Origin of the sequence: Hydrogenophaga sp. H7 (genome assembly GCF_002025745.1) — a bacterium.
Lineage (GTDB): Bacteria > Pseudomonadota > Gammaproteobacteria > Burkholderiales > Burkholderiaceae_C > Hydrogenophaga > Hydrogenophaga pseudoflava.
Genome location: NZ_MCIC01000014.1, coordinates 290,616 through 317,512 on the forward strand (window position 1 = coordinate 290,616; position 26,897 = coordinate 317,512).

Here is a 26,897-nt window from a genome sequence, read left to right on the forward strand (position 1 = left end):
CGCCTATTGTGGGCGGGATCGCTGCGACCAAGGCAGGGGCATTGCGAGCAACAGGGCGCCCAGCCACACACCCACGGCATCGGCCACCAGGTCGAACAGATCGCCGTTTCTCCAGCCTGTTGCGGACTGGGCTACCTCAATCAAGGCCCCGTAGACCAAGAGGCCGATCAACACTTTTCCCCGCGGCCTCTGGTAAGCGAGTCCGCCCAGCAGGGCCAGCAACAGGAAGCCTCCGGCGTGCTGGGCCTTGTCCCATATGTTGAACACCTGCGCAGGCAGTTCGGTCGCGGGCACGAGCGAGAGGGTGCCCATGAGGACCACGGCTGCCCAGAAGGCGGCTTTTAACAGGAGGCGGTTCATGTGAGGCGGCACAGCCGTTGTTGAAGGTCGTTTCAGACAACAAAAGCACTTGGGCCAATGACCTGAGTGTCCTTTGGGTGCTCCCCGCCCTGGACTCGACCCAGACACCGTAGATCAGCCGTAGGCGTTCAGAGCATCTATTCGAGATTCCCCGGAATTATGAGGGGCGCCATGTCCACGGCGGGAGGTGAATGCGCTTAGGGATGCCGCGAGCGCAAAGCGAAGAGGTCCCGATTCCCCGAGAGGCAGATCGCGTGTTCGCGCGGGGCCGTCATCCAGACGGGGCCGTCGATCATCGAAGCCGGGAGCGTGTGCGTCCGAAGGCCGGCCTCAGAACACTGCTGGCGGCCAAAACAGCGCCCGTCAACCAGAAAATAAAAAAGCCAGCAGGCGAATGCTTGCTGGCTTTTGTGTTTTTGGCTCCCCGACCTGGACTCGAACCAGGGACCTGCGGATTAACAGTCCGTCGCTCTACCGACTGAGCTATCAGGGAACAGCCTCAGATTATAGTGTGATTTTTATGATGTTTGGAAGCCGGGTCACAGTTTCTTCAAAAAATTATGGAACTGGGCCGCCAAGTGGCTCGGGCCGCACTTCCAGCAGGCGATGCAGTCGGGAACTGGAGGTTGTGTATTCGAGGTGGATGGCTTTGCCGGGAAACACCCGCGTGGCTGCCGCATACGCTGCGAGCACGCACTCGTGGAAGCCACAGACGATGAGCTTCCTCTTTCCCGGGTAGGTGTTGATGTCGCCAACAGCGAAGATCCCGGGCTCGCTGGTGGAAAACGTCGCGGTGTCGACTACCAGCTGTTTGCGTTCCAGCGCGAGTCCCCACTGGGCCATGGCGCCCAGACGGGGTGAGAGTCCCTGCATCACATACATGCTGTCGACGTCCAGGCGTTCTGCGGCGCCATCGGCCCGCAAAACACTGACAGCGCTCAGACGTTCGCCATCCGATTCGCAGGCGGTGGCCTGGCCAATCAGCAACCGCATGCGTCCCTGTGCACAGAGCGCGCGCATCTGCGTCTGCAAGTCCGTGCCGGACTGAAACACATCGCGTCGGTGCATCAGTGTCACATCGACGCCGCCTTGGTTCACCAGGGACAGCGCCCATTGCATGGCGCTGTCGGTGTCTCCAACCACCAGCACGCGACGCCCGATTTCCTGTTCCGGGAGGCGCGGAAAGAAGAAAAGCTGCGAGCCTTCAAAGGTCTCCAGACCCTCGAGCTTGAGGCGACGTGGCTCGAAGGCGCCGACACCTGCGGCGATGAACACCGTCTTGGTCAGCAGCGAGGTTCGCTGGGAGGTCGACACCAGAAAGCGATCATCGCCTTGTCGTTCGACACGGGATACCGTCTGCCCGAGATGAAAGGTGGGTTCGAAGGGGCGAACCTGTTTCAGCAGCGCATCGGTCAACTCCTGACCGGTGCAGGCGGGCACGGCAGGAATGTCATAGATCGGTTTGTCGGGATAGAGCTCTGCGGGCTGCCCGCCAAGGTGCGGGAGCGCGTCGACGATGTGGGCCCGGATCTCCAGCAGCCCCAGCTGGAAAGCCTGGAACAGGCCCACAGGACCGGCACCGATGATGACCGCATCGGTCTCGATCACGTCACCGGTCATCATCTCCTGGGATCAGCGGGCGAGTTCGGACAGTTTGCCGGTGCGGTCTTTCCACTCCTCGTGGTCGGGCAGCGGATCTTTGCGCTTGGTGATGCTCTTCCAGTTCGGCAGCTTGGCCAGTTCGGCGTTGAGCGCTGTCATGTGCACCTGGTCTTTGGGCAGATCCTCTTCGGCGAAGATGGCGCTGACCGGGCACTCGGGAATGCAGACCGCACAGTCGATGCACTCGTCCGGATCGATGGTCAGGAAGTTCGGGCCTTCGCGGAAGCAGTCGACGGGGCAGACGTCGACGCAGTCGGTGTATTTGCAGCGGATGCAGGCTTCGGTGACGACGTGGGTCATGGTGTGGGAGGAAAATCGATCAAACCAGGATTTTAGGCGGAGCAGGAGGGTAAGGCCCCGGGGAAGCCCTTGGCCTTGATATTGGTTAAACCCGACTTGCGAAGCGCGTCAGTTCACCAGCACGGCGCCGGAAGTTTTGTGGCTGGCGGTGTCCACCAGCACCAGCGAACCCAGCGCACGCGACTGTGCGAACGGTGCAGTGGCCAGCGGTTCCTGCAGCGCCAGTTCGACGTGGCCAATGGCGTTGGGTTCTAGCTGGGTGGCTTCCCCTTCGGCCAGGGTGTGGATGTCCAACTTGTGCACGATGCGCTTGACCTTGGCCTTGACCCAGCGGTGGCCATGCAGCGCCCAGTAGACACGGCCGGCGACCAGGGTTTCATCGTCCATCCAAGCGACCGTGGCGCGGATCTCGCGGCTGGCTTCGAGGGATTGACCTTGCTCGTCCACGGCCAGCAGCCAGTCGCCGCGCGAGACATCGACCTCGCGGTCGAGCACGATGCCGGCGCTGTGACCGGCGGGGACCGCCTGCGGGTTGCGCACGTGGTTGAGCACCTGCGCCACGGTGGCGGTCTGGCCGCTGGGCATGACCTTGACCTGCAGGCCTGGCTGGACGACGCCGGTGGCGACACGGCCCCAGAACACACGGCGGCCCTGGCTGGTGTCCGAAGACGAGGAGAACTTTTCGACCCACTGCACAGGGAAGGCCAGCGGCAGCTCGGTGTCCGGGCGGGTCACCGGCAGGTGCTCCAGGATGTTGAGCAGGGTCGGGCCCTGATAGCCGCACCAGCCAGCCTGCACGGGGGCGTCGACTACGTTCCAGCCCTTGAGGGCTGAGACCGGGACGGTGGCGGTGACCTCGATCCCGGCGTCCGCTGCAAACGCGCTCAGAGCACCCGAGATGTTGGTGAACGCCAGTGCGCTGTCCTCCACCGCGTCGAGCTTGTTGACGGCAAACACGACGGAGGGCACGCGCAGCAGCTTGAGCAACAGCGAGTGGCGGCGTGTCTGGGGCAGCAGCTTCAGGCCGGCGTCTTTCCAGTCCAGCTTGGTCGCGTCGACGAGCACCACGGCGGCGTCGGCAGCCGAGGCGGCCGTGACCATGTTGCGGGTGTACTGCTCGTGTCCGGGGGCGTCGCCGATGATGAACTTGCGGGCCTCGGTGTTGAAGTAGCGGTAGGCGACGTCGATGGTGATGCCCTGCTCGCGTTCGGCCGACAGGCCATCGGTCAGCAGTGCGAGATCGGTCTCACCCTGGCGCTGCACGCCGGCGAGGTGGTCTTGCAGCACCGCCTTGCTGTCCACCAGCAGGCGGCCGATCAGGGTGCTCTTGCCGTCATCGACCGAGCCGCAGGTGATGAACTTCAGGGCGGTGCGGGTGTCGGCGGCAGTGGAGGGGGTAACAACAGCGTTCATGGGAATGTCCGGGGAAAGGTCGGTTCGTGGGTGCGAAGTCGGCTTCAGAAGTAACCGTCTTTTTTCCGCTTCTCCATCGAAGCTTCGGACGTCTTGTCGTCCATGCGCGTCGCACCACGCTCGCTGACGTCAGCCGCCAGAGTCTCGATCACGATGTCGCCGGCGGTGGCGGCCAGGCTCTCCACCGGGCAGGTGCAGGTGATGTCGCCCACGGTGCGAAAGCGCACATCGCGGATCTGCACCGTCTCGCCATCCTTGGGCGGGGTGAGTTCGGTTACAGGCACGAGCAGGCCGCGGCGGTCGACCACCTCGCGCTTGTGGGTGTAGTAGATCGAGGGCAGGGCGATGGCTTCGCGCTCGATGTACTGCCACACGTCCAGTTCGGTCCAGTTGCTGATGGGGAACACGCGGAAGTGCTCGCCCGGGGCCAGGCGGGTGTTGAACAGGGTCCAGAGCTCGGGGCGCTGGGCCTTGGGTTGCCACTGGCCGAAGCTGTCGCGGTGCGAAAAGATGCGTTCCTTGGCGCGCGCCTTTTCCTCGTCGCGGCGGGCACCGCCGATCAGTGCGTCGAAGCGAAATTCCTCGATGGCTTCCAGCAGCGTGACCGACTGGTGCACGTTGCGGCTCTCCCCCGGGTGGGCCAGGCGCACGGTGCCGCGGGCCATCGAATCTTCGACGCTGCGCACGATCAGTTCGGCTTGCAGTTCCTTGGCGCGGCTGTCGCGGAAGTCGGTCACTTCCGGGAAGTTGTGGCCGGTGTCGATCATCAGCAGCGGGTAGGGGATGCGGCCGATGCCGAAAGCCTTCTCCGCGCACTTGAGCATGACCAGCGAGTCCTTGCCGCCCGAGAAGAGCAGGGCGGGGCGCTCGAAGGCGGCGGCCACCTCGCGCAGGATGAAGATGGTTTCCTCTTCAAGCGCGTCCAGGTGGGCGTTGCTCAGGTGGTGTTGGGCAGCGTTGTGGGCGGATTGCAGCACGGCGGAGTCGGTACGGGCGTTCATGATCGTTGTCGGCAGTCGGTTCGGTGGGCCGGGCTTCAATGGGCCAGGTGCAGGCCGCACTCGCGGTTTTCTTCGCCCTTGGTCGGGTCCACGTAGTCGAAGTTGTTGGGCAGGCCGTGCAGCTCGCAGTAGTGGTGCAGGTCCTTGGACGTCCAGTGCAGCAGCGGGGCAACCTTGATCAGGCCGTCCGGGTTGATGCTCACCGGGTCCATCTGCGCGCGCACGGCGGTGTCGGTGGCGCGCAGGGCGGTGAACCAGACCTTGGGCGCCGTCTCGCGCAGGGCGCGGGCAAACGGCTCCAGCTTCACTTCTTCGGTGAACGCGGCGTGGCGCGGGTCGTCCAGCGCGGGCGTGGCGCCTTCCACGGCCTCGCGGTGCGCGCGCGAGCGCCGCGGCAGGTAGATCTTCAGGTTCAGCTTGAGCTGGCGGGTCACCTCGTCGGCGAAGCGGTAGGTGGCCTCGGTGTTGTAGCCGTTGTCCATCCAGACCACCGGCACGTCCGGGTTGACCTGGGTGACCAGGTGCAGGATCACCGCCTCGAAGGGGCGGAAGTTGGTGGTGACGATGGCCGGCTGATTCAGGCCCAGGGCCCACTTGACGAGGGCGGGGGCGTCGCGGCCGATGTCGGCGTTGATTTTTGCGAGATCAATGGTGCTCATGGTGTTCGTCCTGGTGCTCAGGCGTGGGCGAAGTGCGGGCGGGTGTCCACGGCATCGCCCTGGTAGTAGGCGTCGTACTGGGCCAGCAGCTTCTGTCCGTGCTCGATGCTCTGGTCGGCGCGCAGCACGGCCTGTGTGAAGCCGCTGCGCTGCATCTGCGCCAGCTGGTCGATCAGCACATCGCCGATGGCGCGGATCTGGCCGGTGAAGCCCAGACGGCGGCGCAGCAGGAAGGCCTGGCTGAAGGCGCGGCCGTCGGCAAACGATGGGAACTGCAGCTGCACCGTGTGGATGCCGTCCAGGGCAGCTTCGCGCGGGTCGGCGTCGTTGGGCAGGGTCAGGGTGCCGGTGTCGTCGGCGCTGAAGCTGTCGGCCTTGAAGAGTTGGATCGTGGGTTTCATGTCGTGGGCTCCTGCGTTCAGGCGGTGACCGGGGTGCGGGCCGTGGCCACGCGCACCGCGTTGGCGGCGGTCTTGAAGGGCTCGATCCCCACGCGCTTGACGGTATTGACGAAGGTCTCGGCCGGCAGGCGCTGGGTGCGGAAGGTGTCGATCAGCGCCTCGATCACGTCGACCATCTCGTCGGCCGCGAAGGACGGACCGATCACCTTGCCCGGCACCGCTTCACCCGACAGGCGCGTGCCGTCGGAGCCGCCCAGGGTGACCTGGTACCACTCCTGGCCGTCCTTGTCGACGCCCAGGATGCCGATGTGGCCGCTGTGGTGGTGGCCGCAGCTGTTGATGCAGCCGCTGATGTGCAGGTCGATCTCGCCGAGGTCGTGCAGTTCGTCCAGGTCCTGGTAGCGGGCCAGCAGGGCCTGTGCGATGGGCAGCGAGCGGGCGTTGGCCAGATCGCAGAAGTCGCCGCCTGGGCAGGCGATCATGTCGGACAGCAGGCCGATGTTGGGCTTGGCCAGGCCCAGGCGACGCGCCTCGCGCCACAGCTCGGGCAACTGATCGCAGCTGACCCAGGGCAGCAGCAGGTTCTGTTCGTGGGTCACGCGGGCTTCGCCGCAGGAGAAACGGTCCACCAGCTCGGCCGCGCGTTCCAGCTGGTCGGCCGTGGCGTCGCCGGGCGCAGAGCCCAGCCGCTTGAAGGACAGAGTGACGGCGCGCAGGTCGGGGTTCTGGTGCGGCTTGACATTGCGGGTCAGCCAGCGGCTGAACTCGACGTCGTCCTCGGCGGCGGCCTTGAGGATGTTGGCGATCTTGGCGTCGGCACTCTTGCGATCGCAGCGAAGGGTGGGTTGAACAAAGAAGGCGCTCACGCGGTCCAGCTCGGCCTGCGTGATGGTGTGTGGCGCGCCGTCTTTTTCGACGATGTCGCGGTACTCGGCTTCCACCTGATCGGTGAAGGACTGGCCTTCGGCCTTGACCAGGATCTTGATGCGGGCCTTGTACTTGTTGTCGCGGCGGCCGAAGCGGTTGTACGCGCGCACCACGGCTTCGAGGTAGTTGAGGATCTGGTGCCAGGGCAGGAACTCACGGATCACCGATCCGATGACGGGGGTGCGGCCCATGCCGCCACCCACGCGCACCTGGAAGCCCAGATCGCCGTCCACGTTGCGCAGCAGGCGCAGGCCCACGTCGTGCCAGGGCGTGGCGGCGCGGTCTTCGCGGGCACCGGTGATGGCGATCTTGAACTTCCGCGGCAGGAAGGCGAACTCCGGGTGCAGCGTGCTCCACTGGCGCATGATTTCCGCGAAGGGGCGCGGGTCTGCCACCTCATCGACGGCGATGCCGGCCAGGGCGTCGGTGGTGATGTTGCGAATGCAGTTGCCGCTGGTCTGGATGCCGTGCAGGTTCACGCTGGCCAGCAGGTCCATGGCGTCGGCGGCGCGGTGCAGCGGGATCCAGTTGTATTGCACGTTCTGGCGCGTGGTGAAGTGGGCGCAGCGGTCGGGCAGGCTGGGCACGTCGGCCAGGGCAGCGTTGGCCTTGGAGGTGTCGTGAGCCTCCTTGTGGTCGAAGTCGCGGGCCAGCTTGGAGAGAACGCGCAGTTGGGCGGTATTGATTTCGCCATAGGGCACCGCCACGCGCAGCATGGGCGCAAAGCGCTGGATGTACCAGCCGTTCTGCAGGCGCAGCGGCTTGAAAGCTTCGTCGTCCAGCGTGCCGGCCTGGAAACGTTCAAGCTGGTCGCGGAACTGGGCGGCGCGCTGTTGGACGAACTGTCGGTCGAAATCGGAGTACTGGTACATGGCTGTCGTGAGGCGAAAAATCAGAAGGCGATCAGCTTGGTGCCGGCGTAGGCCAGCAGCAGCGAGAGCAGGGAGCGCACCAGACGCTCTGGCGTGTGGCGCATCAGGCGGGTGCCGAGCCAGATGCCGGGCAGCGAACCGGCCAGCAGCTTTCCCAGCAGCGGCCAGTCGACCGAGCCGAGGCTGGCGTGGCCCAGACCGGCGACCAGGGTCAGCGGCACGGCGTAGGCGATGTCGGCGGCCACGATGCGCGGCAGCGGCAGCAGCGGGAACAGGAGCAGCAACACCGAGACACCGATGGCGCCAGCGCCGACCGAGGTCAGCGTGACCAGGGTGCCGATGACGGCGCCGAACAGCACCGGCAGGCTCCAGTGGCGGGCATGGGTGGCTTTGTCGATTTCCGTCGTGGGCAGACTTCGCGGCAGAACCTTGCCACGGGCCGCCTTGTAGAGCATGGCGGCGGCGGTCAGCAGCAGGGCCACGCCCAGCGTGTGGGTCATGACCGACTGCACTGCAGGGCTGGCTGGGCCCACCTGGTGCAGCACCCAGAGCGTGACTAGCGCAGCTGGGATGCTGCCGGCGCACAGCTGGGCCACCACGCGCCAAGGCACCAGGCGCTGGCGTGCCAGATTGATGGTGCCACCCGCCTTGGTCACGGCCGCGAACAGCAGGTCGGTGCCCACGGCGAGGTAAGGCTTGATTCCGAAGAAGAAAATCAGGATGGGGGTCATCAGCGAACCGCCGCCCACGCCGGTCAGGCCCACGACGAGGCCCACAAAAAAACCGGCAAAGACAAAAGCAAGTTCTGACATGGGGCGCGACTCTACGCAAATGCTCATATATCTCAAACGACATTTTGGTTGTTCATATATTTCTTCTGGTTATCAGTGGTGTCGGATGTCTGGTCTCTTTTGGTTGTGCAGCGGCGTCACGCGGGTAACATGCGCCGATGGTCAAGCAGCGGATTCATGTGCAGGTGGTGGGCTTCAGCGACGTGGAGCGACATGCGCTCAACACCGTTTTCCGACTGTCCGAAGAGCGCGAACTGAGTTACGCGCCCTGGGTGCCACTGACCGCGCCCGGGGTCCAGGCCCCGACCCGGCTGGCAGAAGTGGCTCTGGTGGACGGCGACGCGGCCGAGGCGGTGTTGTCCCATGCCAGGGAGACCCCGCCGGGTCAGCGACTGATCTGGGTGGGGTCGCATGCACCTGCGCATGCTTGGCGAGTGCTGGAGCGGCCGATTCAGTGGGCCGTCATGCTCAATGATCTGGATGCGGTGTATGCCGCGCGACGGGTGGACTCCGGCTTTCTCGACCTGGATGTGACCCAGCCCGGGCCACTGGAGACCGGCTCGGAGTCGCCGAACAAGCGGGCGCTGATCGTTGGCGCCGCGGGCGAGCGCGGGCAGGTCACGGCCTGGCTGTCCGGGGTGGGGGTGTCGGAGGTGGACGAGGCGGACAGCACCGAAGCCGCTCTTGAATGCATCGGACGCCGCCGTTATGTCTGTGGGGTATTCGACCTGGACGAGCACCACGTCGACACCTGGCAGCTGGCGCGGCTGTTTTCACAGCACAACGCCAATGCGCTGACCGTGGGGGTCAGCGAGCACGCCGACCCCCTGGCACCCTGGCTCAATCGTCGGCGGCTCAAGCGGGACACGGAACGCACGGGCATCAGCGCCCTGGTGGGTCGGCCGTTGCAGGAAGCCCAGTGGCGGCGCTGGCTTGAACTCCTGGCCTGAGCCGGTTCAGGCCACCGGCTGCCGGCGGGCTGCCTTCCAGGCGAAACGGGCCGGGTCGAGGGCCTTCTCCAGGTCCCGATCCTGCTCGGGCAGCGGCGAGGGCTCGCCGCTCATCCGGCCGGCCAACCAGTCGGCACACCAGTGGGCCAGCGTCAGGCCGCGGGAGCCAAGCGCCGTCAGCATGAACAGTCCTGGCAGACGGGGCGTCTGCAGCAACGGGACCCTGCCGCGGCGCGCCCCAGCGGCGTTGAACAATTCCTGCATGGCTTTCAGGTCGGGCGCGGCGCCGACCATCGGCAGCCGGTCCTGCGACGCACACCGGACCTGGGACCAGCCAAGCAGGCGCCCGTCGCTGGCGCAGCGTCGCAGCTCGGCAGCCGCCTGCGGATGCATCTCTTCCAGGCTCACCGCGTTGCGTTCATGAGCCGCGGAATCCACGGTGGTGTCGTCGCGACCGCGTTCGTAAGTGGAACCCATGGCCCAGACGCGGGAAGGCCATGCAGGCGGCAGACCGGCATCTTCGTAGGCCGGCACAAAGACCCCGTTGTTGCGCATGGGGCGGGGCGCGAGCGGTGGCGTCTGCAGGGCCGCGAGCGTCAGCTGGCCCTTGACCGGTCGCAGCGGCACCGCGCCCGATCCGTGGCCGTGGATTCCTTCCAGCAATGGAAATGCCCCGTAGGCGGTGGCCACCACCACAGTCGGCGCGGCGCCGAGCACCACGCCTGCACCATCCCTGGCCACCCACTGTCCATCCTCGCGGACCAGGCTGGCCACAGCGGCATCGAAGCGGATGCTCAGGCCCCCGGAGGACTGCGCCTCAGACAGCCAGGCCAGGACCAGTGCCGACGGCCGGACCACTGCTGCAGGCCAGCGGCCGGGGTCGTGTCCGAGGTTGTCGACTTCCGTGGCCTGCCAGCCGTGGCCCTGTGGCACCAGACGCTCGAGCTGGGACCGTGCATCGGCCACGCCCAGGGAACAAAGGCGCGAGAGCGGTGTCGGCGCGCGCGTGACATGCGGGCTGAGCATGCCCACCGGAAGGCCGGAGGCGCCCATGGCGGCCTGGCGGCCGCGTTCGAGCAGCTCGACCCGCCAGCCCCGGCGGGCGAGGGTCGCGCAACAGGCAGCACCGGCCAGACCGGCGCCCAGCACCAGCGCGTGGCGGGATGAGGAGGTCACCAGGGAAGGAGGTGATCCGGCTGCTTACTGACCCGCGCTCGGGGGCACATAGCCCGCCGCCGCGTCGGCACCTTCGCCAAAAAAGTGCTTCTCCATCTGGCGGGCGAGGTACTGACGGGCCCGGGCATCGGCCAGGTTGAGGCGGTTTTCGTTGAGCAGCATGGTCTGGTGCTTGAGCCAGTCCGCCCAGGCTTCCTTGCTCACGTTCTCATAGATGCGCTTACCCAGTTCGCCGGGGTAGGGTGGAAAGTCCAGGCCTTCGGCCTCCTTGCCGAGCTTGATGCAGTGGATGGTGCGTGCCATGGGGTTTCCTTATTCTGTTGTTGTCTAAGTAAAATGAAAAACTATTCGTTCCAGTATTAACCCAAGGTCGGCATGATGCGAGCAGCCAGCAAGACCGGGTTGCATGGTGCAGGGGCCTGCAAGAGGGGCTCCACTGTAGCAATGAATACCCAGCGCAAGCGAATCCCCTTCGGGCGCCGGTGCCAGTTCCTGATTTATCGCAAGGCGCGCCGGAACCCGACTTCTACAATCGCGAACTGTTTTTGTTTCCAAGTCCGGCGTCCCGGCCGGACCCATCTTCTTCAAGACCATGAGTGCATTTCTGGAAGAGCGCGTCCTGAGCGTTCATCACTGGACCGATCGTCTGTTCAGTTTCACCACCACCCGCGACACGGCGCTGCGCTTCTCCAACGGCCACTTCACCATGATCGGGCTGCGGGTGAACGACAAGCCGCTGCTGCGCGCCTACTCGATCGCCAGTGCCAACTATGAAGAGCATCTGGAGTTCCTGAGCATCAAGGTGCCGGACGGTCCGCTGACCAGCCGCCTGCAGCACATCCAGGTGGGCGACACCATCATCGTCGGCAAGAAGCCCACCGGTACGCTGCTGATCGACTACCTGCTGCCGGCCAAGCGCCTGTACCTGCTGGCCACCGGCACCGGGCTGGCGCCGTTCCTCTCGATCGTGCGCGACCCCGAGACTTACGAGAAGTTCGAGCAGGTGGTGCTGATCCACGGGGTGCGCGAGGTCAAGGAACTGGCCTACCGCGACATGCTGGAAACCCAGCTCAAGCAGCACGAGTTCCTGGGCGAGATGGTGAGCCAGCAGTTCATCTACTACCCGACCGTAACCCGCGAACCCTTCGTGCACCAGGGCCGCATCCCCAACATCATCGAGAGCGGCCAGATCGCCAAGGACACCGGCCTGCCTGAGTTGAACCCCGCCGAAGACCGCGTCATGATCTGCGGCAGCCCCGAGATGCTGCGCGACCTCAAGGCGCTGTGCGAGAAGCGCGGTTTTGCTGAGGGCAATACCACGCGCCCGGGCCAGTTCGTGATCGAGCGCGCGTTCGCCGACAACGGCTGATCGCCCGCCGCTGGAACTTGAAGGCGCTGGCCGGGTCCACCCGCAGCGCCTTTTTCATCTTCTGGAGTTTTCTTGAGTTTCCTCACCCCCGCCCTCGATGTTCTTGACCAGCACCCGCGCCGTGTGCTGACCCTGGTGGCTGCCGGCTGCATCGGCCTGCTGGCTTTCGGCATGTACCTGCAGCATGTGGTGGGACTGGAGCCCTGCCCGATGTGCATCGTGCAGCGTTATGCGTTGATCCTCGTGGCCATCATGGCCGGTGTCGCTGCCTCCCTGTCGGGGGCCAAGGGCCGGCGCGTCGGCGTCGTCCTGATGGGTCTGCTGGCACTGGGTGGCGCCTTCGTCGCCGCGCGCCAGAGCTTTCTGCAGTGGTACCCGCCCGAGGTGCTCAGCTGCGGACGCGACTTCTACGGAATGATCGAATCCTTCCCGCTCAAGCGCGCGATTCCCATGATCTTCAAGGGCAGCGGCGACTGCTCGGCGATCGACTGGACCTTCCTGGGCCTGTCCATCGCAAACTGGTCCTTCCTCTGTTTTGCCGGCATTGCGGCGCTGGCGACGGCACTGCTGCTGCTCCGACGGTAGGCGCGGCCTGCTAGCTGGGCAGGCTTAGCCCAGCTTCTTGACCAGTACCTGGCTGCGGCGGTCCCAGTTGTACTTGCGCTTGCGCGCCTCGGGCAGCCAGTCGGGGTTGACCTGCACGAAGCCTCGCTTGATGAACCAGTGCATGGTGCGGGTGGTGAGCACGAAGATGCTCTGCAGTCCCTGGGCCCGGGCGCGGGTCTCGATGCGCTTGAGCAGGCGCTCGCCGTCGCCCTGGCTCTGGCTCTGTGGCGAAACGGTGAGCGCGGCCATTTCGGCGGTGCGCTCTTCGGGGTAGGGGTAGAGCGCGGCGCAGCCGAAGATCACGCCGTCGTGTTCGATGATGGTGTAGTTGCCGGCGTCGCGTTCGATCTCGGTGCGGTCGCGTTTGACCAGGGTGCCGTCCTTCTCGAAGGGCTCGATCAGGGCCACGATGCCACTGACGTCGTCGATGGTGGCTTCGCGCACGCTCTCCAGTTTCTCGTCCACCACCATGGTGCCGATGCCGTCGTGCACATAGATCTCCAGCAGCAGCGACCCGTCCAGCTTGAACGGAATGATGTGGCTGCGTTCCACACCACCTTCGCAGGCGCGCACGCAGTGCTGCAGGTAGAAGCCCGGATCGGTGGGCAGGGTGGCGACGGGCAGGCTGGCGATCAGGCGCTTGGCATCGGCCAGGGGCAGCTCGGTGTCGATGTCGCTTTCAGGATCGTTGGCGTCCACGCGGATGCCCGGGATCTCGGTCAGGAAGATGAGCTTGTCGCTCTGCAAGGCCACAGCCACCGAGGTCGCCACGTCTTCCATCCCGAGATTGAACGCCTCGCCGGTGGGTGAAAAGCCGAATGGCGAGATCAGCACCAGGGCGCCCATGTCCAGCGTGCGCTGGATGCCTTCGGTGTCCACCTTGCGCACCAGGCCCGTATGTTGGAAATCGACACCGTCGATCAGGCCCACCGGTCGGGCGGTGATGAAGTTGCCCGAAATCACGCGCACCCGGGCGCCGGCCATGGGCGTGTTGGGCAGGCCCTGGCTGAAGGCGGCTTCAATTTCGTAACGCAGCTGGCCCGCCGCTTCCTGTGCGCAATCCAGCGCGATCGGGTCGGTGATGCGCATGCCATGCGAGTACTTCGCCTCCTGGCCCTTGAGGCGCAGCTGTTCGTTGACCTGCGGGCGGAAGCCGTGCACCAGCACGATCTTCACGCCCATGGCCTGGATCATGGCGATGTCCTGCGCGATCGAGGCCAGCTTGCCCGCAGCGATGGCCTCGCCAGTCAGGCCGATCACGAAGGTCTGGTTCCGGAACTTGTGGATGTACGGGGCCACCGAACGGAACCAGGGCACGAAGGTGAAATTGAAGACGGTGGACATGTCGGGCGGGTGGGGCAGACGGGCGGGGTGCGCAGGATAATCGCGGGTTGCCCGATTTTGACTGAAGTTATCCCCTTGTCCTCCGCGCTGCACATCGAGTTCCCAGAAGCCTTGCCCGTCTCCGCCCGCCGGCAGGAGATCGAGGACGCCATCCGCGACCACCAGGTCGTGATCGTCTGCGGCGAAACCGGTTCGGGCAAGACCACGCAGTTGCCCAAGATTGCCCTGGCGATGGGGCGTGGCCGGCTCAACGCGAAGCCGGGCCAGCGCGGCCAGCTGATCGGCCACACGCAGCCGCGGCGGATCGCGGCCAGCAGCGTGGCCAAGCGCATTGCCGAAGAGCTGAAGACACCGCTGGGCGAGGTGGTGGGCTACAAGGTGCGCTTCCAGGACCGGCTGAGCAAGGACGCCTCGGTCAAGCTGATGACCGACGGCATCCTGCTGGCCGAGACGCAGACCGACCCCGACCTGCGCGCCTACGACACGCTGATCATCGACGAGGCGCACGAGCGCTCGCTGAACATCGACTTCCTGCTGGGTTACCTGCGCCAGCTGCTGCCGCGCCGGCCGGACCTGAAGGTGATCGTCACCTCGGCCACCATCGACGCGGACCGCTTTGCGGACTACTTCGCGTCCAGCAAAGGCAAAGCGCCTGTCTTGATGGTCTCTGGCCGCACCTACCCGGTGGAGGTGCGTTACCGGCCGTTTGAAGAGAGCCGCGAGTACGACCTGAACGATGCGATTGCCGACGGCGTGGACGAACTGTGGCGCGGTGGAGCAGGCCAGGGCGGTGACATCCTGGTGTTCCTGCCCGGCGAGCGCGAGATCCGCGAGGCCGCCGACCATCTGCGCAAACACCTGTCGCATCAGCCCGCGCTGCGCAACGCCGAGGTGCTGCCGCTGTTCGCGCGCCTGTCGCAGGCCGAGCAGGACCGCATCTTCCAGCCGCACGGCCAGCGCCGCATCGTGCTCTCGACCAACGTGGCCGAGACCTCGCTGACGGTGCCGGGCATCCGTTTCGTCATCGACGCCGGCACGGCCCGCGTCAAGCGCTACAGCTTCCGCCAGAAGGTGGAGCAGTTGCTCATCGAGCCGATCAGCCAGGCCGCGGCCAACCAGCGCGCCGGCCGTTGCGGCCGGGTGGCCGATGGCATCTGCATCCGTCTGTACGACGAGGCCGGGTTCAACAGCCGGCCGAAATTCACCGACCCCGAAATCCTGCGCAGCTCGCTGGCGGGGGTGATCCTGCGCATGAAGGCGCTGCACCTGGGCGCGGTGGAGGATTTCGCGTTTCTGGAAGCGCCGCAGCGCCGCGCCATCACCGACGGCTACCAGCTGCTGTCCGAACTGGGCGCAGTGGACGAGGCCAACGAACTCACCCGCATCGGCCAGACGCTCAGTCGCCTGCCCCTGGACCCGCGCGTGGGCCGCATCCTGTTGGAGGCGCAGCAGCGCGGCGCGCTGGACGAGGTGCTGGTCATTGCATCCGCGCTGAGCCTGCAGGACGTGCGCGACAGGCCAATGGACAAGCAGACCCAGGCCGACCAGGCGCACAAGAAGTTCGACGACGAGAAGAGCGAGTTCACCGGCACGCTCAAGCTCTGGAAGTGGCTGGAAGACAGCAGGGGCGGCCACGGCACCGATCACAAGCTCAGCCACCGCCAGTACGAAAATCTGCTGCGCGAGAACTACATCAACGTGCGGCGTGTGCGCGAGTGGCGCGACATCCATTCGCAGCTGCACACCGTGGTGGCAGAACACAAGTGGCCCATCAACACCGCGCCTGCGTCGTATGAACAGTTGCACCTGTCCATGCTCGCCGGCCTGCTGGGCAACATCGGCCAGAAGAACGACACCGAGGACTGGTACCTGGGCGCGCGCGGCATCAAGTTCCACCGCCACCCCGGCGCGAACCTGAGCAAGAAGCCTGGCCGCTGGATTGTCTGCGCCGAACTGGTGGAAACCGCGCGCCTGTTCGGTCGCGGCATTGCGAACATCGAGCCGCAGTGGCTGGAGCAGGTCGGCGGCCATTTGCTCAAGAAGCAGGTGCTGGACCCGCACTGGGAGAAGAAGGCCGGCCGCGTCAGCGCCTATGAACGTGCCACGCTGTACGGTCTGGTGGTCTATCAGCAGCGGCGGGTGGACTATCAAAAAGTGGACCCGGCCGGCGCGCGCGAGCTCTTCATCCGCGAAGCCCTGGTGGGCCACCTGCACGAGGACACCTGGGACAGCAAGCTGCCCTTCCTGACCGCCAACCGCCGCACCGTGCGCGAGGTGCAGGAGCTGGAACACAAGGCACGCCGCCAGGATGTGCTGGTCGACGACGAACTGATCTACGCCTTCTACGATCAGCAACTGCCGGCCGACGTATGCAACGGCGCGGCTTTCGAGCGCTGGTACCGCGACGCCTCGCGCGCGAACCCGAAACTGCTGTTCCTCACGCGCGAAGAGCTGATGCGGCACGAGGCCGCCGGCATCACCACGCAGGCCTACCCCAAGACCATCCGCCTGGGCGGCGTGGACTGCGCCGCCGCCTACCTGCACGAGCCCGGCGACCCGCGCGACGGCGTGAGCGTGACCGTGCCGATCTTCGCGCTCAACCAGGTCAGCGAAGACCGCTGCGACTGGCTGGTGCCCGGCATGCTCAAGGACAAGGTGCAGGCCCTGCTCAAGACCCTGCACCAGCGGCCGCGTTCGCGCCTGGTGCCGCTGCCGGCCACCGCCGAGGAGATGACCGAGGCGCTGTGCCAGCCCGAAACGTTCGGCAGCGGTAACCTGATGGACGCGCTGCTCAAGCTGGTGCGCGAGGCCACGCAGCTGCCGGTGCAGCGCAACGACATCAAGGTGGACATGCTGCCGGCCCACCATTTCATGCACCTGCGCGTGGTGGACGAACACGGCCGCCAGCTCGGCCAGGGGCGCAACCTGGGCGCACTGAAAGCCGAGCTGGGCAGTCAGGCGCGTGGCGCCTTCCAGGCGCTGGCTTCGCTCAAGCTCAAGGACATCGCGGCGCCCGCGGCTGCGCCCGCTGCAACGGCGCAGTCAACGGCCGCCGATGGCGTTCGCCGTATGCCTGCGCCCGACAAGGCCAAGGCACCGACCTCACCGGCCGCGAAGACGTCCAGCGCCGAACAGCGCCACACCAGCTGGGACTTCGGTGAACTGCCCGAGCTGATGGAAATCCGCAAAGGCGGCCAGACCCTGATCGGCTTCCCGGCGCTGATCGACGACGGCGACGCGGTGCGCATCGAGGTCTTCGATGAGCCCGAGGTGGCGCAGGCGCGCCACCGCGCCGGCCTGCGCCGCCTGTTCGCGCTGCAGATCAAGGACGCGCTGAAGTACCTGGAGAAGAACCTGCCCGGTCTGCAGGCCATGGGCGTGGCTTACATGGCCGTCGGCAAGACCGACAGCGGCGGCGGTGGTGGCTCGCTGGACGAGCTGAAGAACCAGATCCTCGACCTGGCGCTGGACCGAGCCTTCCTCACCGATCCCCTGCCCGCCGACGCCGCGGCGTTCAAGGCGCGCGTGGACGAGGGGCGGGGGCGTTTGACCCTGATCGCCAACGAGATCGCCCGCCAGGCCGGCGTGATCCTGACCGAATACGCCGCCGCGGCGCGCAAGCTCAAGGACAGCAAGCCGCCGGCCGACGTGGCGACCGACGTGCAGCTGCAGCTGCAGCGCCTGGTGCCCAAGACCTTCCTGAGCGCCACGCCCTACGCGCAGCTGCAGCATTTCCCGCGCTACCTCAAGGCGGTGCAGCTCCGGCTGGACAAGCTGCGCGGCGACCCGGCGCGCGACGCGGCCAAGTTCGCCGAACTGCGCCCGCAGGACCAACGATTCTGGCGCCTGGTGGCCGAGCGCAAGGGGGTGCAGGACGCACGGCTGCAGGAGGTGCGCTGGCTGCTGGAAGAGCTGCGCGTGAGCTTCTTCGCTCAGGAGTTGCGCACGCCGCAGCCGGTGAGCATCAAGCGCATCGACAAGGCCTGGGCCCAGCTCAACACCTGATCCGGCGTGCCCCTGTTGACAGGGGCGCCCGGCATGCGCTTCACTGGCGCCTTCTTCGCATGGAGGTGTCCATGGATCGGCGTGACTTCGTGGAAGGTTGTGCGCTGGGCGCGGGTGTGCTGGCCACCACCCTCGGGACGGGCAGTTGGGCGGCGCAAGCCACGCCGCGTCGCTACGCCGCGGCGTTGCTCGTCGACGAGCTGGGCGATCCGGTGAAGGCCTCGCAGCTGAAACTGCAGACGAACTACGTCTTCCACTACCCGTTCGAGGCCACGCCGGTGTTCCTGCTGGACCTGGGCAAGGCGGCGATGCCGCTGTCCCTCAAGACCAAGGGCCAGCAGGACTACCAGTGGCCCGGAGGAGTGGGGCCGCGCCGCAGCCTGGTGGCGTTCAGCGCCATCTGTGCCCACCAGCTGGTTTATCCGACCAGGGACCTGAGTTTCATCAGTTTCCGCAAGGGGCCAGTGCTCAACCCCAAGACGCCCAGCCATGGCAACGACCTGATCCACTGCTGCGCCGACCACAGCCAGTACGACCCGGCGCGCGGTGCCCAGGTGCTGGGCGGGCCGGCGGAACAACCGCTGTGCGCCGTGCTGCTGGAGCACGATGCGCGCACAGACACCCTGACCGCGACCGGCACCCTGGGTGGTGAACTCTTTGACGAGTTCTTTCGCAAGTACGAGATGAAGCTGAGCCTGGACGTCGGGCCCAAGGCGCGCCAGCCGGTGGCCGGGCGCAGCACCGTGAGGGAACTGGAGCGCTTCTGCCGCAACCCGATCCGCTGCTGACGCGCTGCGTCAGAGGCGGGCCAGCCGCTCCAGTGCAGCCTTCAAGGTGTCGTCCTTTTTGGCGAAACAGAAGCGCACCACCTTCTGGTCGAAGCCGTTGCCGTAGAACGCCGAAAGAGGAATCGCCGCCACGCCGATCTCGCGCGTCAGCCACTGGCAGAACTCGCCTTCGGGCAGGTCGCGTTCCGCCACCGCCAGGTTCTCGATGCCCACGCACTGGAAGTAGGTGCCCTGGCCGGGCAGCAGGCGAAAGCGCGTTTGTGCAAGACCTTCCCGGAACAGGTCGCGCTTGCGCTGGTAGAAATCGCTCAATTGCAGGTAGGGCGCCGGGTCGGCCATGTAGGCGGCCAGCGCGTGCTGCATGGGCGTGTTCACGGTGAACACGTTGAACTGGTGCACCTTGCGGAACTCGGCCGTCAGCGGCGCAGGTGCGACCACCGTACCGACCTTCCAGCCGGTGACGTGGTAGGTCTTGCCGAAGCTGCTGATGATGAAGGCGCGCGCCGCCAGGCCGGGGAAGCGTGCAGCGCTCTGGTGCTGCTGGCCGTCGTAGACCATGTGCTCGTAGACCTCGTCGCTGATCAGCAGCACGTCGGTGGGGGCCAACAGTTCGTCGAGTCGGCGCATGTCCTCGGCGCTCCAGACCTGGCCGCTGGGGTTGTGCGGGCTGTTGATCATGAGCGCACGGGTGCGTGGCGTGATGGCGGCGGCGATGGCATCGAAGTCGGGCCGGAACGTGCCCGGCACCAGTGGCACCCGAACGACCTTGCCACCGGCCAGTTCGATGTTGGGCACGTAGCTGTCGTAGCAGGGCTCCAGCACGATGACTTCGTCGCCCGGGTGCACCACCGCGAGGATGGTGGTCAGGATGGCCTGCGTCGCGCCGGCGGTGACGGTGATCTCGGTGTTCGGGTCGCAGCGCAGGCCGTACAGCGCTTCCATCTTTGCCGCCATGGCTTGGCGCAGCGCGGGTACGCCGGGCATGGGTGGGTACTGGTTGTGGCCGGCCTGCATGGCCAGGGTGACGGCGTTGACCAGTTCCGGGTCGCAGTCGAAGTCAGGGAAACCTTGGCCCAGGTTGACGGCCCCGACCTCGGCGGCGAGCGCCGACATGACGGTGAAGATGGTGGTGCCGACGGCGGGCAGGCGGGAGGTCAGCGGCGGCGTGCGGGGGGCGGTGGCGGTGTCCATGGCTTCAGATGTCGTATTCGTCGGAGTTGCCGGCCATGGCGCGCAGGATCAGGTCGCGCGAGAGCCGGTCGCTGAGCAGCTCGGCAAAGCGCAGCACGAACTGCCGCAGGTAGCTGCCGCGCTTGAAGGCCACGCGGGCCAGGTTGTGGCCGAACAGCTGCGCGCCGGGGCGGGCCACGAGGTCGGGGGTCGCGTTGTCACCCTGCATCGCCATCTCGGCCACGATGCCCACGCCCATGCCCAGCTTCACGTAGGTCTTGATCACGTCCGAATCGATGGCTTCGAGCACGATGTTGGGCCGCAGGTGCCGCAGCGCAAAGGCCTGGTCGATGCGGGTGCGGCCCGTGAAGCTCGGGTGGTAGGTGATCAGTGGCACATGGGCCAGGTCTTCCAGCGTGATGCGCTCCTGCGCGACCAGCGGGTGGTCGTAGGGGAAGACCAGCACGTGCTGCCATTCGTAGCAGGGCAGGGTGACCAGATCGGGGTAGTTGGTCAGCGACTCGGTGGCGACGCCGATTTCAGCTACTTCCTCGATCAGCATCTTGGCGACCTGGTCGGGTGAGCCCTGGTGCAGGCTGACCGCCACCTTGGGATAGGCTTGGCGCAGCTTGGCCACCGGTCCGGGCAGCACGTAGCGCGCCTGGGTGTGGGTGGTCGCGATGGACAGCGTGCCGCTGTCCTGCGCTGCGTACTGCTCGCCGATGCGTTTGAGGTTGTTGACCTCGCGCAGAATCACTTCGATGCTCTTGAGCACCTGCACGCCGGGTTCGGTGATGCGCTTGATGCGCTTGCCGTGGCGGGCAAAGATCTCGATGCCCAGCTCTTCTTCGAGTTCGATGATGGCCTTGGAAACGCCGGGCTGCGAGGTGTGCAGCGCCTTGGCGGCTTCGGTCAGGTTCAGGTTGCGGCGCACCGCCTCCTGGACGAAGCGGAACTGGTGCAGGTTCATCGGGCAGGTTCCAGCGCAATCTGTGCGAGCAGGGCGGTCAGGCGGGGATCTTCGCCGGCGGCGGCGAGGCGCTCGAAGCGAACGTCGGGGTGGGCGCGTGCCAGCTGCTCCACCAGCACCGGGAGGTCTTCACGCGCGTGTTTGCCCATGCCGAAGAACAGGGGCAGTACCCGGATGCGGGACACCCCCTGGCTCACCAGCTGCGCGGCGGCGGTGGGCAGGTCGGGCTCGCTCAGCTCCAGATAGGCACAGGCCACCCGGACCGCCGGATCGGCGTCACGGATCTGCCGCGCCACCGATTCGACCGGCGCCCGCCACAGCGGGTCGCGGGACCCATGCGCAAAAACGATGACGCCCAGCATGGCTATCTCCTGAGCACCAGCCAGCCAAACGCACCCAGCGAGAGGAACGAATAGATGATGGCCGGAGACGCCGCCGCCAGCCAGGGACGCCAGTGGTTGAGGTTGCCGATGTAGCCGAAAACGTTGTTCAGCAGGAAGAAGCTGATGCCGATCATCACGCCGCCGAACACGTAGCCGGTGATGCCGCCGCTGCGGAAATGCAGATAGGCGAATGGCAGGGACAGCACCACCATCACCAGACAGGAGAGTGGATAGAACACCTTGCGCCAGAACTCGATTTCGTAGCGTTGTGCGGTCTGGCCGTTGGCCTCCAGGTGCTGGACGTAGGCGTAAAGATCGGTCGTGCGCATGCGGTCTGGCTTGAGCAGCGCCACCGACACCATCTCCGCGGAAATCGCGCTGGGCCAGGCGAACGACTCGTGCTGGCTGCGCACGATCCGGGCCGACAGCTGGCCCGCCACATCAAACTCTCTTCGTACCGCATTGTTCAGCGTCCAGGTACCGTGGCCTTCGATCCGGCCCTGCTCGGCCTGCACCGTGGACACCAGCAGGCCCTGGTTGTCGAACTCGAAGATGCGGACTTCTCCCAGCTCACCGGAGGGGGAGAGCGACCCCACGTTGACCGAGAAGTTGCTGTGCGCCTGCCGCTCCTTGAGCCAGGCGCCGGTCTGGCCCAGGCTCAGCTTGCCCTGGTACCGGGCCTTGAGCAGTTGCGCCGTCTTGTCGGCAATGGGGGCCACATAGTCCCCGACCGCGAAGGTGAGCGCGACAAACAGCAGGCCCAGGCCCAGCAGCGTGCGCAGCGCTTTCCACGGCCCCAGGCCGCTGGTGCGCAGGATGGTGTATTCGGAACTCTGGGCCAGGCGCGCCAGCACCGCCACCGAGCCGATGAGCACCGATATCGGGAGCAGCTCGTAGATGCGGCTGGGCATCAGCAGCGCCACATACAGCATGGCGTGCGTCAGCTCGTAGGTGACCTTGGGGTCCAGGCGGGACGGCTGGCCGATCGCCGCCAGCTCCTCGACGAAATCGAAGAAGAAGAACAGCGACAGGAAGGCCAGCAGCACGTAGCCGGTGGCGATCAGGACCTCGCCGTAGATCAGTCGGCGGATCGTTTTCATGCGGATGCCCCCGCGGCGCCGCCACGTGCGATCAGGCTGAACCAGGTGCGCCAGTGGATGTTGTGGTGGCGCTTGGCCAGCCACAGGGCACTGAACAGGAACACCGAGCCGTGCAGCAGGACGGTCAGCGTCAGCCAGCTGACCTGTCCGGCGGTGACCCAGCGCTGACCGACGTTGAGCAGGTTGAAGTACACGATGAAGGCAAAGAGCGTGAACAGCAGGTTGCCGCTGCGGCCGGCACGGGGGTTGCTGACCGTGGTCGCGACGCCCAGCAAGACCAGATTGAAGGCGGTCAGTGCCATGCCGATGCGCCAACCCAGTTCACCCATGTGCGCGGGCGTGGGGTCCTGGATGAGCGCGAGGGTGCTGCGCGCCTTGAGCGCCTGGCCGCCGCGGATGTAGGAGGACGAGGCGCCGATCTGTGCCCCGTACTGCTCGAACTGGCTGACCTTGATGCGGCCGGTCTTCGGGTCGCTTTCGAGACGCTGGCCGTTGTTGAGCATCAGGAACTGGCGGTCACCCTGCCACTCGATGCGGCCGGACACCGCCGAGGTGACGGTCTCGTTGCCGTTCTTCTCGATGCTGGAGATGAACACGTTGCGACCTTCGGTGCCGTCGGCCGTGTCCTTGTCGATGAAGAACACCCGCCGGCCGCTGGACGACTCCTGGAACTGACCCGGGGCGATGCGCTGGAGGTCGCCGCGGTTTTCGAACCGGTTGCGCAGTTCGGCGGTCTGCTGGTTGGCCCAGGGCCAGACGAACAGCACCATCAGAACGATCACCAGCAGCACCGGCCAGGCGAACCTCATCACCGGACTGAGAAATCCCCCCAGCGAGCGCCCGCTGGAGAACCAGATGATCATCTCGCTCTCGCGGTACATGCGGGAGAGCGTGGAGACAATCGCGATGAACAGGGCCAGCGTCAGGATGGTCTGCGTGTAGCCCAGCACCGTGTAGCCCAGCACCAGCATGACCTCTTCCGGGTTCACGCTGCCGCGCGAGGCCAGTCCCAGCGTGCGGATCAGCAGCACCGTCAGCACGATGGTGAAGAGCACCACCAGGGTGGCGCCGAAACTGCGTGCCAGTTCGGTGCGGATGGATGAATGGAATAACATCGAATCAAACAGGAAAGACATGATTATGGACTTCGAACTCAAAGCCCTTTCCCCGGTTCAGGCAAGCCAGCTCGCGGTGGACGCACTGGTGGTGCTGGTGCCCGACGACACCCAGGGTATGGACGGCGCCGACGCCTTGAGCGAGCTGGTGCGGGACGCCTCCCGCAGGGGAGATCTTGAAACCGGCGTGGGCAAGTGCCTGTCGGTCTACCGGCCCCAGGGGCTCAAACCGGTCAGGGTGGTGCTGGCACGCACTGGCGACTGTTCGCCCGCTGCGGTCCGCAAGGCGGTCACGGCGGCGATGTCGGGCCTGAAGTCGTCCAGTGTGAAGAAAGTGGCTGTGCTGCTCAGCGGGATGGCGAGCGACCAGCCCACGGTGCACAGCGCCATGGTGGCGGTGGCGGACAGCACCTACGCCTATGTGACCACCAAGCCTTCTGCCACCGCTCGCGCGATCCGGCAGGTGATCGTCGGTGTGAGCGACGTCGCCGTGGCGCGTCCTGCCTTCCGTTTCGGTCTGGCCCAGGTCGCCGGGATCGAGCTGGCCAAGGAGTGGGCCAACCGGCCCGCGAACCACGCCACGCCCAGCCACCTGGCCGAGGCCGCGCGCAAGCTCGGGCGCAAGCCCCGCATCAGGACCGAGGTGCTCGGGCCCAAGGAAGTGGCGGCTCTGGGCATGGGCGCCTTCATGGCGGTGGCGCAGGGCTCGTCCCAGCCGCTGCGGTTCATCGTCATGCACTACCAGGGTGGGTCCAAAGGCAGTGCGCCGGTGGTGCTGGTGGGCAAGGGCATCACCTTCGATACCGGCGGCATCTCGATCAAGCCTGCGGCCGAGATGGACGAGATGAAATTCGACATGGGTGGGGCTGCGAGCGTGCTGGGCACCTTCGCCGGGCTGGCCGAGCTGCAGCCCGAGGTCAACGTGGTGGGCATCATTCCGAGCTGCGAGAACATGCCGGACGGCAGCGCGGTCAAACCCGGGGACGTGGTCACCAGCATGAGCGGACAGACCATCGAGATCCTCAACACCGACGCGGAAGGTCGGCTCATTCTTTGCGATGCACTGACCTACGCCGCGCGGTTCAAACCGCGTTGCGTGATCGACATTGCCACGCTCACGGGTGCCTGCGTGATCGCTCTCGGGGCGGTACGGTCTGGCATGTTCGCCAACCGGAGCGACCTGGCCGACGCACTGCTCGCGGCGGGAGATCGGTCAATGGATCTCTGCTGGCGGCTCCCGCTGGACGACGAATACGCCGAAGGCCTCAAGTCGAACTTCGCGGACATGGGCAATGTGGCCGGACGGGCGGGTGGTGCGATCACCGCGGCCAAGTTCCTGCAGAAGTTCGTGGCGGAAATGCCCTGGGCGCACCTCGACATCGCAGGGACGGCCTGGAAGAGCGGCACCAGCAAAGGTGCGACGGGGCGACCGGTTCCCTTGTTGCTGCAGTACCTCAGCGATCTCCAGGGCGAGACCGGAGCGCCCAAGAAGTCGCGCTCAGGCGGCAGGACATCCCGCAAGGCATGACCGAGGTCGCGTTTCACCTGAACGTCGGAGACCGGACGGTCTACCTCTGCAGGCTGCTGCGCAAGGCCTACCTCAAGGGCTCCCGCGTGTACGTGCTCGGCGGCGCGTCGTCCATCGACCCGCTCGACAGGGCTCTCTGGCTCATGGCGCAGGGTGAGTTTGTGCCGCATGCAAGAAGCGGATCTGCAGAGCACGTCCGCCGCCGTTCGCCCATCGTGCTGGGCGAGCATGAGCCCGAGTGGGGGCCGGTGGATGTGCTGGTCAATCTGTCGGATCAGGCCCTCTGCGGTGTGGGTGTTGTGCCGCGGATCATCGAGGTGGTGGGCTCGGAACCAGGAGGCAGGGAGAAAGGTCGGGAGCGGTGGCGGCTCTACCGCCAGGCGGGCGTTGAGCCCACGGCCCACGACCTGTCCGGGTCCGTGGCGTGATGGATGGTCGTTTGCCTTGCATGCGGTGTGCTTATGGTGCATGCGTTGGAATGATGCTCACTGGGGCAAACCCTTGAAGCGATTTGTGCAAGCCCTGATGCAGCGTCCTCTGCGCAACGATTTGGAGTATCTTTATGGATGTGGAGAAAAGTTCCCTCCGCATTCCAAAATTCATTCCTTTCCGAGGATACCTATGCAACTGAACCTGAAACTGGCCGTCATTTCCGCAGCCGTCGTTCTGGCCGCCTGCGGCAAAAAAGAAGAGGCAGCTCCGGCCGCCGCTCCTGCTGCTGCCCCGGCACCTGCTGCCGCTCCTGCGCCCGCAGCAGATGACGGCGTCATCAAGATCGGTCACGTCGGTCCCACCAGCGGTGCCATCGCCCACCTCGGCAAGGACAACGAAAATGGCGCACGCATGGCCATCGAAGAGTTGAACGCCGCTGGTCTGACCATCGGTGGCAAGCCTGCCAAGTTCGAGCTGCTGGCCGAAGACGACGCTGGTGATCCGAAGCAGGGCACGGCCGCCGCTCAGAAGCTGGTGGACGCCAAGGTCAACGGCGTGATCGGTCACCTGAACTCGGGCACCACCATCCCCGCGTCCCAGATCTACAACGACGCTGGCATTCCCCAGATCTCTCCCTCCGCCACCAACCCCAAGTACACCCGCCAGGGCTACGCAGGTGCGTTCCGCGTGGTGGCCGACGACGTGCACCTGGGTGGCACGCTGGGCAAGTACGCTGTGGAATCCCTCAAGGGCAAGAGCATTGCAGTCATCGACGACCGCACCGCCTACGGCCAGGGTGTGGCCGACGAGTTCGAGAAGGGTGTGACGGCCGCTGGCGGCAAGGTCGTGGGTCGTGAATTCACCAACGACAAGGCCACCGACTTCAACGCCATCCTGACCACGCTGAAGGCCAAGAAGCCGGACATCGTGTTCTTCGGCGGCATGGACGCCGTGGCTGGCCCGATGCTCAAGCAGATGAAGCAGCTCGGCATCAAGGCCAAGTTCATGGGCGGCGACGGCATCTGCTCTTCCGGCCTGGTCGATCTGGCTGGTGACGGCATGTCCGACGAGCAGGTCTACTGCGCGGAAGCCGGTGGCGTGGAAGGTGAAGCCAAGGCGGGTATGGAGAAGTTCAAGGCCGACTTCAAGGCCAAGTTCAACGCCGACGTCCAGGTGTACGCACCGTACGTGTACGACTCCGTCAAGGTGATGGTCGAAGCCATGAAGGCTGCCGATTCTTCCGACCCGGCCAAGTACCTGCCGAAGCTGAAGGAAACCAACTACAAGGGCGTGACGGGTCAGATCGCTTTCGACGAGAAGGGCGACATCAAGAACGGTGCCCTGACGCTGTACACCTACAAGGGTGGCAAGCGCTCGGAACTGGCCGTGATCCGCTGATCTGCGGACAAGCCTCAAAAGAGCCGCCTTCGGGCGGCTTTTTTGTGGGTGCCTCTCGGCCGATCGACGCACAACCCTCCTGGCACAGGGTGCTCGGTTGGCCGGGTCAGGCCGTACAGTCGGTGTCGGCTGTAAGTTTTCGGCCTCCCGCCCGACTGCTGGCCTTCCATTTACTGT

Annotated in this window: 25 protein-coding genes and 1 tRNA gene; 8 read left to right on the forward strand and 18 right to left on the reverse strand. The window is 65.8% G+C overall.

Annotation, left to right across the window (positions count from 1 at the left end):
- Nucleotides 1-3: 3 nt before the first annotated feature.
- The 10 genes from BC358_RS10455 to BC358_RS10500 form a co-directional block, all read right to left on the reverse strand.
- Complete coding sequence (locus BC358_RS10455; RefSeq protein ID WP_079365766.1) at nucleotides 4-360, reverse strand: VanZ family protein; 357 nt, start codon at nucleotides 358-360, stop codon at nucleotides 4-6.
- Nucleotides 361-777: 417 nt separating this feature from the next.
- Nucleotides 778-853 (reverse strand) — tRNA-Asn (locus tag BC358_RS10460).
- A gap of 65 nt (nucleotides 854-918) precedes the next feature.
- Nucleotides 919-1,983: an NAD(P)/FAD-dependent oxidoreductase gene (locus BC358_RS10465; protein ID WP_143434264.1), complete on the reverse strand. Its 1,065-nt coding sequence runs from the start codon at nucleotides 1,981-1,983 to the stop codon at nucleotides 919-921.
- Between the two features lie 9 nt (nucleotides 1,984-1,992).
- Nucleotides 1,993-2,322 carry a ferredoxin FdxA gene (fdxA, locus tag BC358_RS10470; RefSeq protein ID WP_066151171.1) on the reverse strand — a complete coding sequence of 110 codons (330 nt, stop codon included), beginning with the start codon at nucleotides 2,320-2,322 and terminating at the stop codon, nucleotides 1,993-1,995.
- A 108-nt stretch (nucleotides 2,323-2,430) separates the two neighbouring features.
- The gene (locus tag BC358_RS10475) at nucleotides 2,431-3,735 is read right to left on the reverse strand and encodes a sulfate adenylyltransferase subunit 1 (RefSeq protein WP_079365768.1); all 1,305 of its coding nucleotides are present in this window, start codon (nucleotides 3,733-3,735) and stop codon (nucleotides 2,431-2,433) included.
- A gap of 44 nt (nucleotides 3,736-3,779) precedes the next feature.
- Nucleotides 3,780-4,736 (reverse strand): sulfate adenylyltransferase subunit CysD, encoded by a 957-nt coding sequence (cysD, locus tag BC358_RS10480; RefSeq protein WP_079365769.1) that lies wholly within the window; start codon nucleotides 4,734-4,736, stop codon nucleotides 3,780-3,782.
- 35 nt (nucleotides 4,737-4,771) lie between these two features.
- A complete protein-coding gene (locus BC358_RS10485; protein ID WP_079365770.1) occupies nucleotides 4,772-5,395 on the reverse strand; it encodes a phosphoadenosine phosphosulfate reductase family protein in 624 nt (207 codons plus the stop codon).
- A gap of 17 nt (nucleotides 5,396-5,412) precedes the next feature.
- Nucleotides 5,413-5,796 carry a DUF934 domain-containing protein gene (locus BC358_RS10490; RefSeq protein WP_079365771.1) on the reverse strand — a complete coding sequence of 128 codons (384 nt, stop codon included), beginning with the start codon at nucleotides 5,794-5,796 and terminating at the stop codon, nucleotides 5,413-5,415.
- 17 nt (nucleotides 5,797-5,813) lie between these two features.
- On the reverse strand, nucleotides 5,814-7,595 hold the full coding sequence (locus tag BC358_RS10495; RefSeq protein WP_079365772.1) for a nitrite/sulfite reductase: 1,782 nt from the start codon (nucleotides 7,593-7,595) through the stop codon (nucleotides 5,814-5,816).
- 20 nt (nucleotides 7,596-7,615) lie between these two features.
- Nucleotides 7,616-8,407 (reverse strand): sulfite exporter TauE/SafE family protein, encoded by a 792-nt coding sequence (locus BC358_RS10500; protein ID WP_079365773.1) that lies wholly within the window; start codon nucleotides 8,405-8,407, stop codon nucleotides 7,616-7,618.
- A gap of 137 nt (nucleotides 8,408-8,544) precedes the next feature.
- Between BC358_RS10500 and BC358_RS10505 the strand changes: the two genes are divergently transcribed.
- Nucleotides 8,545-9,336: a hypothetical protein gene (locus tag BC358_RS10505; protein ID WP_079365774.1), complete on the forward strand. Its 792-nt coding sequence runs from the start codon at nucleotides 8,545-8,547 to the stop codon at nucleotides 9,334-9,336.
- Nucleotides 9,337-9,342: 6 nt separating this feature from the next.
- Here the strand turns inward: BC358_RS10505 and BC358_RS10510 are convergent, their stop codons facing one another.
- A complete protein-coding gene (locus tag BC358_RS10510) occupies nucleotides 9,343-10,512 on the reverse strand; it encodes an FAD-dependent oxidoreductase (RefSeq protein WP_066151142.1) in 1,170 nt (389 codons plus the stop codon).
- Between the two features lie 24 nt (nucleotides 10,513-10,536).
- Entirely contained in the window at nucleotides 10,537-10,815 is a 279-nt protein-coding gene (locus tag BC358_RS10515; RefSeq protein WP_066151138.1) for an oxidative damage protection protein, read from the reverse strand.
- 289 nt (nucleotides 10,816-11,104) lie between these two features.
- On the opposite strand from BC358_RS10515, the gene BC358_RS10520 reads away from it, so the two are divergent.
- Both BC358_RS10520 and BC358_RS10525 read left to right on the forward strand, forming a co-directional pair.
- Nucleotides 11,105-11,881, forward strand: coding sequence for a ferredoxin--NADP reductase (locus BC358_RS10520; RefSeq protein ID WP_066151134.1), 777 nt, complete (start codon nucleotides 11,105-11,107; stop codon nucleotides 11,879-11,881).
- A 72-nt stretch (nucleotides 11,882-11,953) separates the two neighbouring features.
- Complete coding sequence (locus BC358_RS10525; RefSeq protein ID WP_079365775.1) at nucleotides 11,954-12,466, forward strand: disulfide bond formation protein B; 513 nt, start codon at nucleotides 11,954-11,956, stop codon at nucleotides 12,464-12,466.
- A 24-nt stretch (nucleotides 12,467-12,490) separates the two neighbouring features.
- Here BC358_RS10525 and argA read toward each other — a convergent pair whose 3' ends face one another.
- The gene (gene argA, locus BC358_RS10530) at nucleotides 12,491-13,831 is read right to left on the reverse strand and encodes an amino-acid N-acetyltransferase (RefSeq protein ID WP_066151130.1); all 1,341 of its coding nucleotides are present in this window, start codon (nucleotides 13,829-13,831) and stop codon (nucleotides 12,491-12,493) included.
- Nucleotides 13,832-13,900: 69 nt separating this feature from the next.
- Here argA and hrpA point away from each other — a divergent pair, with 69 nt between their 5' ends.
- Together hrpA and BC358_RS10540 are read left to right on the forward strand one after the other, a co-directional pair.
- A complete protein-coding gene (gene hrpA, locus BC358_RS10535; protein ID WP_179130060.1) occupies nucleotides 13,901-17,836 on the forward strand; it encodes an ATP-dependent RNA helicase HrpA in 3,936 nt (1,311 codons plus the stop codon).
- A gap of 71 nt (nucleotides 17,837-17,907) precedes the next feature.
- Nucleotides 17,908-18,624, forward strand: a complete 717-nt coding sequence (locus BC358_RS10540) for a twin-arginine translocation signal domain-containing protein (protein WP_079365900.1) — start codon at nucleotides 17,908-17,910, stop codon at nucleotides 18,622-18,624.
- 9 nt (nucleotides 18,625-18,633) lie between these two features.
- Here BC358_RS10540 and BC358_RS10545 read toward each other — a convergent pair whose 3' ends face one another.
- From BC358_RS10545 to lptF, 5 genes are read right to left on the reverse strand one after another with little or no spacing between them, the layout of a single operon-like run.
- Nucleotides 18,634-19,815: a pyridoxal phosphate-dependent aminotransferase gene (locus BC358_RS10545; protein ID WP_079365777.1), complete on the reverse strand. Its 1,182-nt coding sequence runs from the start codon at nucleotides 19,813-19,815 to the stop codon at nucleotides 18,634-18,636.
- Nucleotides 19,816-19,819: 4 nt separating this feature from the next.
- Nucleotides 19,820-20,764 carry a CysB family HTH-type transcriptional regulator gene (locus tag BC358_RS10550; RefSeq protein WP_066151121.1) on the reverse strand — a complete coding sequence of 315 codons (945 nt, stop codon included), beginning with the start codon at nucleotides 20,762-20,764 and terminating at the stop codon, nucleotides 19,820-19,822.
- Nucleotides 20,761-21,126 carry a sirohydrochlorin chelatase gene (locus tag BC358_RS10555; protein ID WP_079365778.1) on the reverse strand — a complete coding sequence of 122 codons (366 nt, stop codon included), beginning with the start codon at nucleotides 21,124-21,126 and terminating at the stop codon, nucleotides 20,761-20,763. Before BC358_RS10555 ends, BC358_RS10550 begins: the two co-directional genes overlap by 4 nt.
- A 2-nt stretch (nucleotides 21,127-21,128) precedes the next feature.
- Nucleotides 21,129-22,247 (reverse strand): LPS export ABC transporter permease LptG, encoded by a 1,119-nt coding sequence (gene lptG / locus BC358_RS10560; RefSeq protein WP_066151115.1) that lies wholly within the window; start codon nucleotides 22,245-22,247, stop codon nucleotides 21,129-21,131.
- Nucleotides 22,244-23,383 carry an LPS export ABC transporter permease LptF gene (gene lptF, locus BC358_RS10565; protein ID WP_256861467.1) on the reverse strand — a complete coding sequence of 380 codons (1,140 nt, stop codon included), beginning with the start codon at nucleotides 23,381-23,383 and terminating at the stop codon, nucleotides 22,244-22,246. Before lptF ends, lptG begins: the two co-directional genes overlap by 4 nt.
- A gap of 4 nt (nucleotides 23,384-23,387) precedes the next feature.
- Between lptF and BC358_RS10570 the strand changes: the two genes are divergently transcribed.
- The 3 genes from BC358_RS10570 to BC358_RS10580 all read left to right on the forward strand — a co-directional run bounded on the left by BC358_RS10570 (nucleotide 23,388) and on the right by BC358_RS10580 (nucleotide 26,720).
- Nucleotides 23,388-24,890: a leucyl aminopeptidase gene (locus BC358_RS10570; RefSeq protein ID WP_079365779.1), complete on the forward strand. Its 1,503-nt coding sequence runs from the start codon at nucleotides 23,388-23,390 to the stop codon at nucleotides 24,888-24,890.
- On the forward strand, nucleotides 24,887-25,318 hold the full coding sequence (locus BC358_RS10575; protein WP_079365780.1) for a DNA polymerase III subunit chi: 432 nt from the start codon (nucleotides 24,887-24,889) through the stop codon (nucleotides 25,316-25,318). Before BC358_RS10570 ends, BC358_RS10575 begins: the two co-directional genes overlap by 4 nt.
- 193 nt (nucleotides 25,319-25,511) lie before the next feature.
- On the forward strand, nucleotides 25,512-26,720 hold the full coding sequence (locus tag BC358_RS10580) for a branched-chain amino acid ABC transporter substrate-binding protein (RefSeq protein ID WP_066151105.1): 1,209 nt from the start codon (nucleotides 25,512-25,514) through the stop codon (nucleotides 26,718-26,720).
- Nucleotides 26,721-26,897 lie beyond the last annotated feature (177 nt).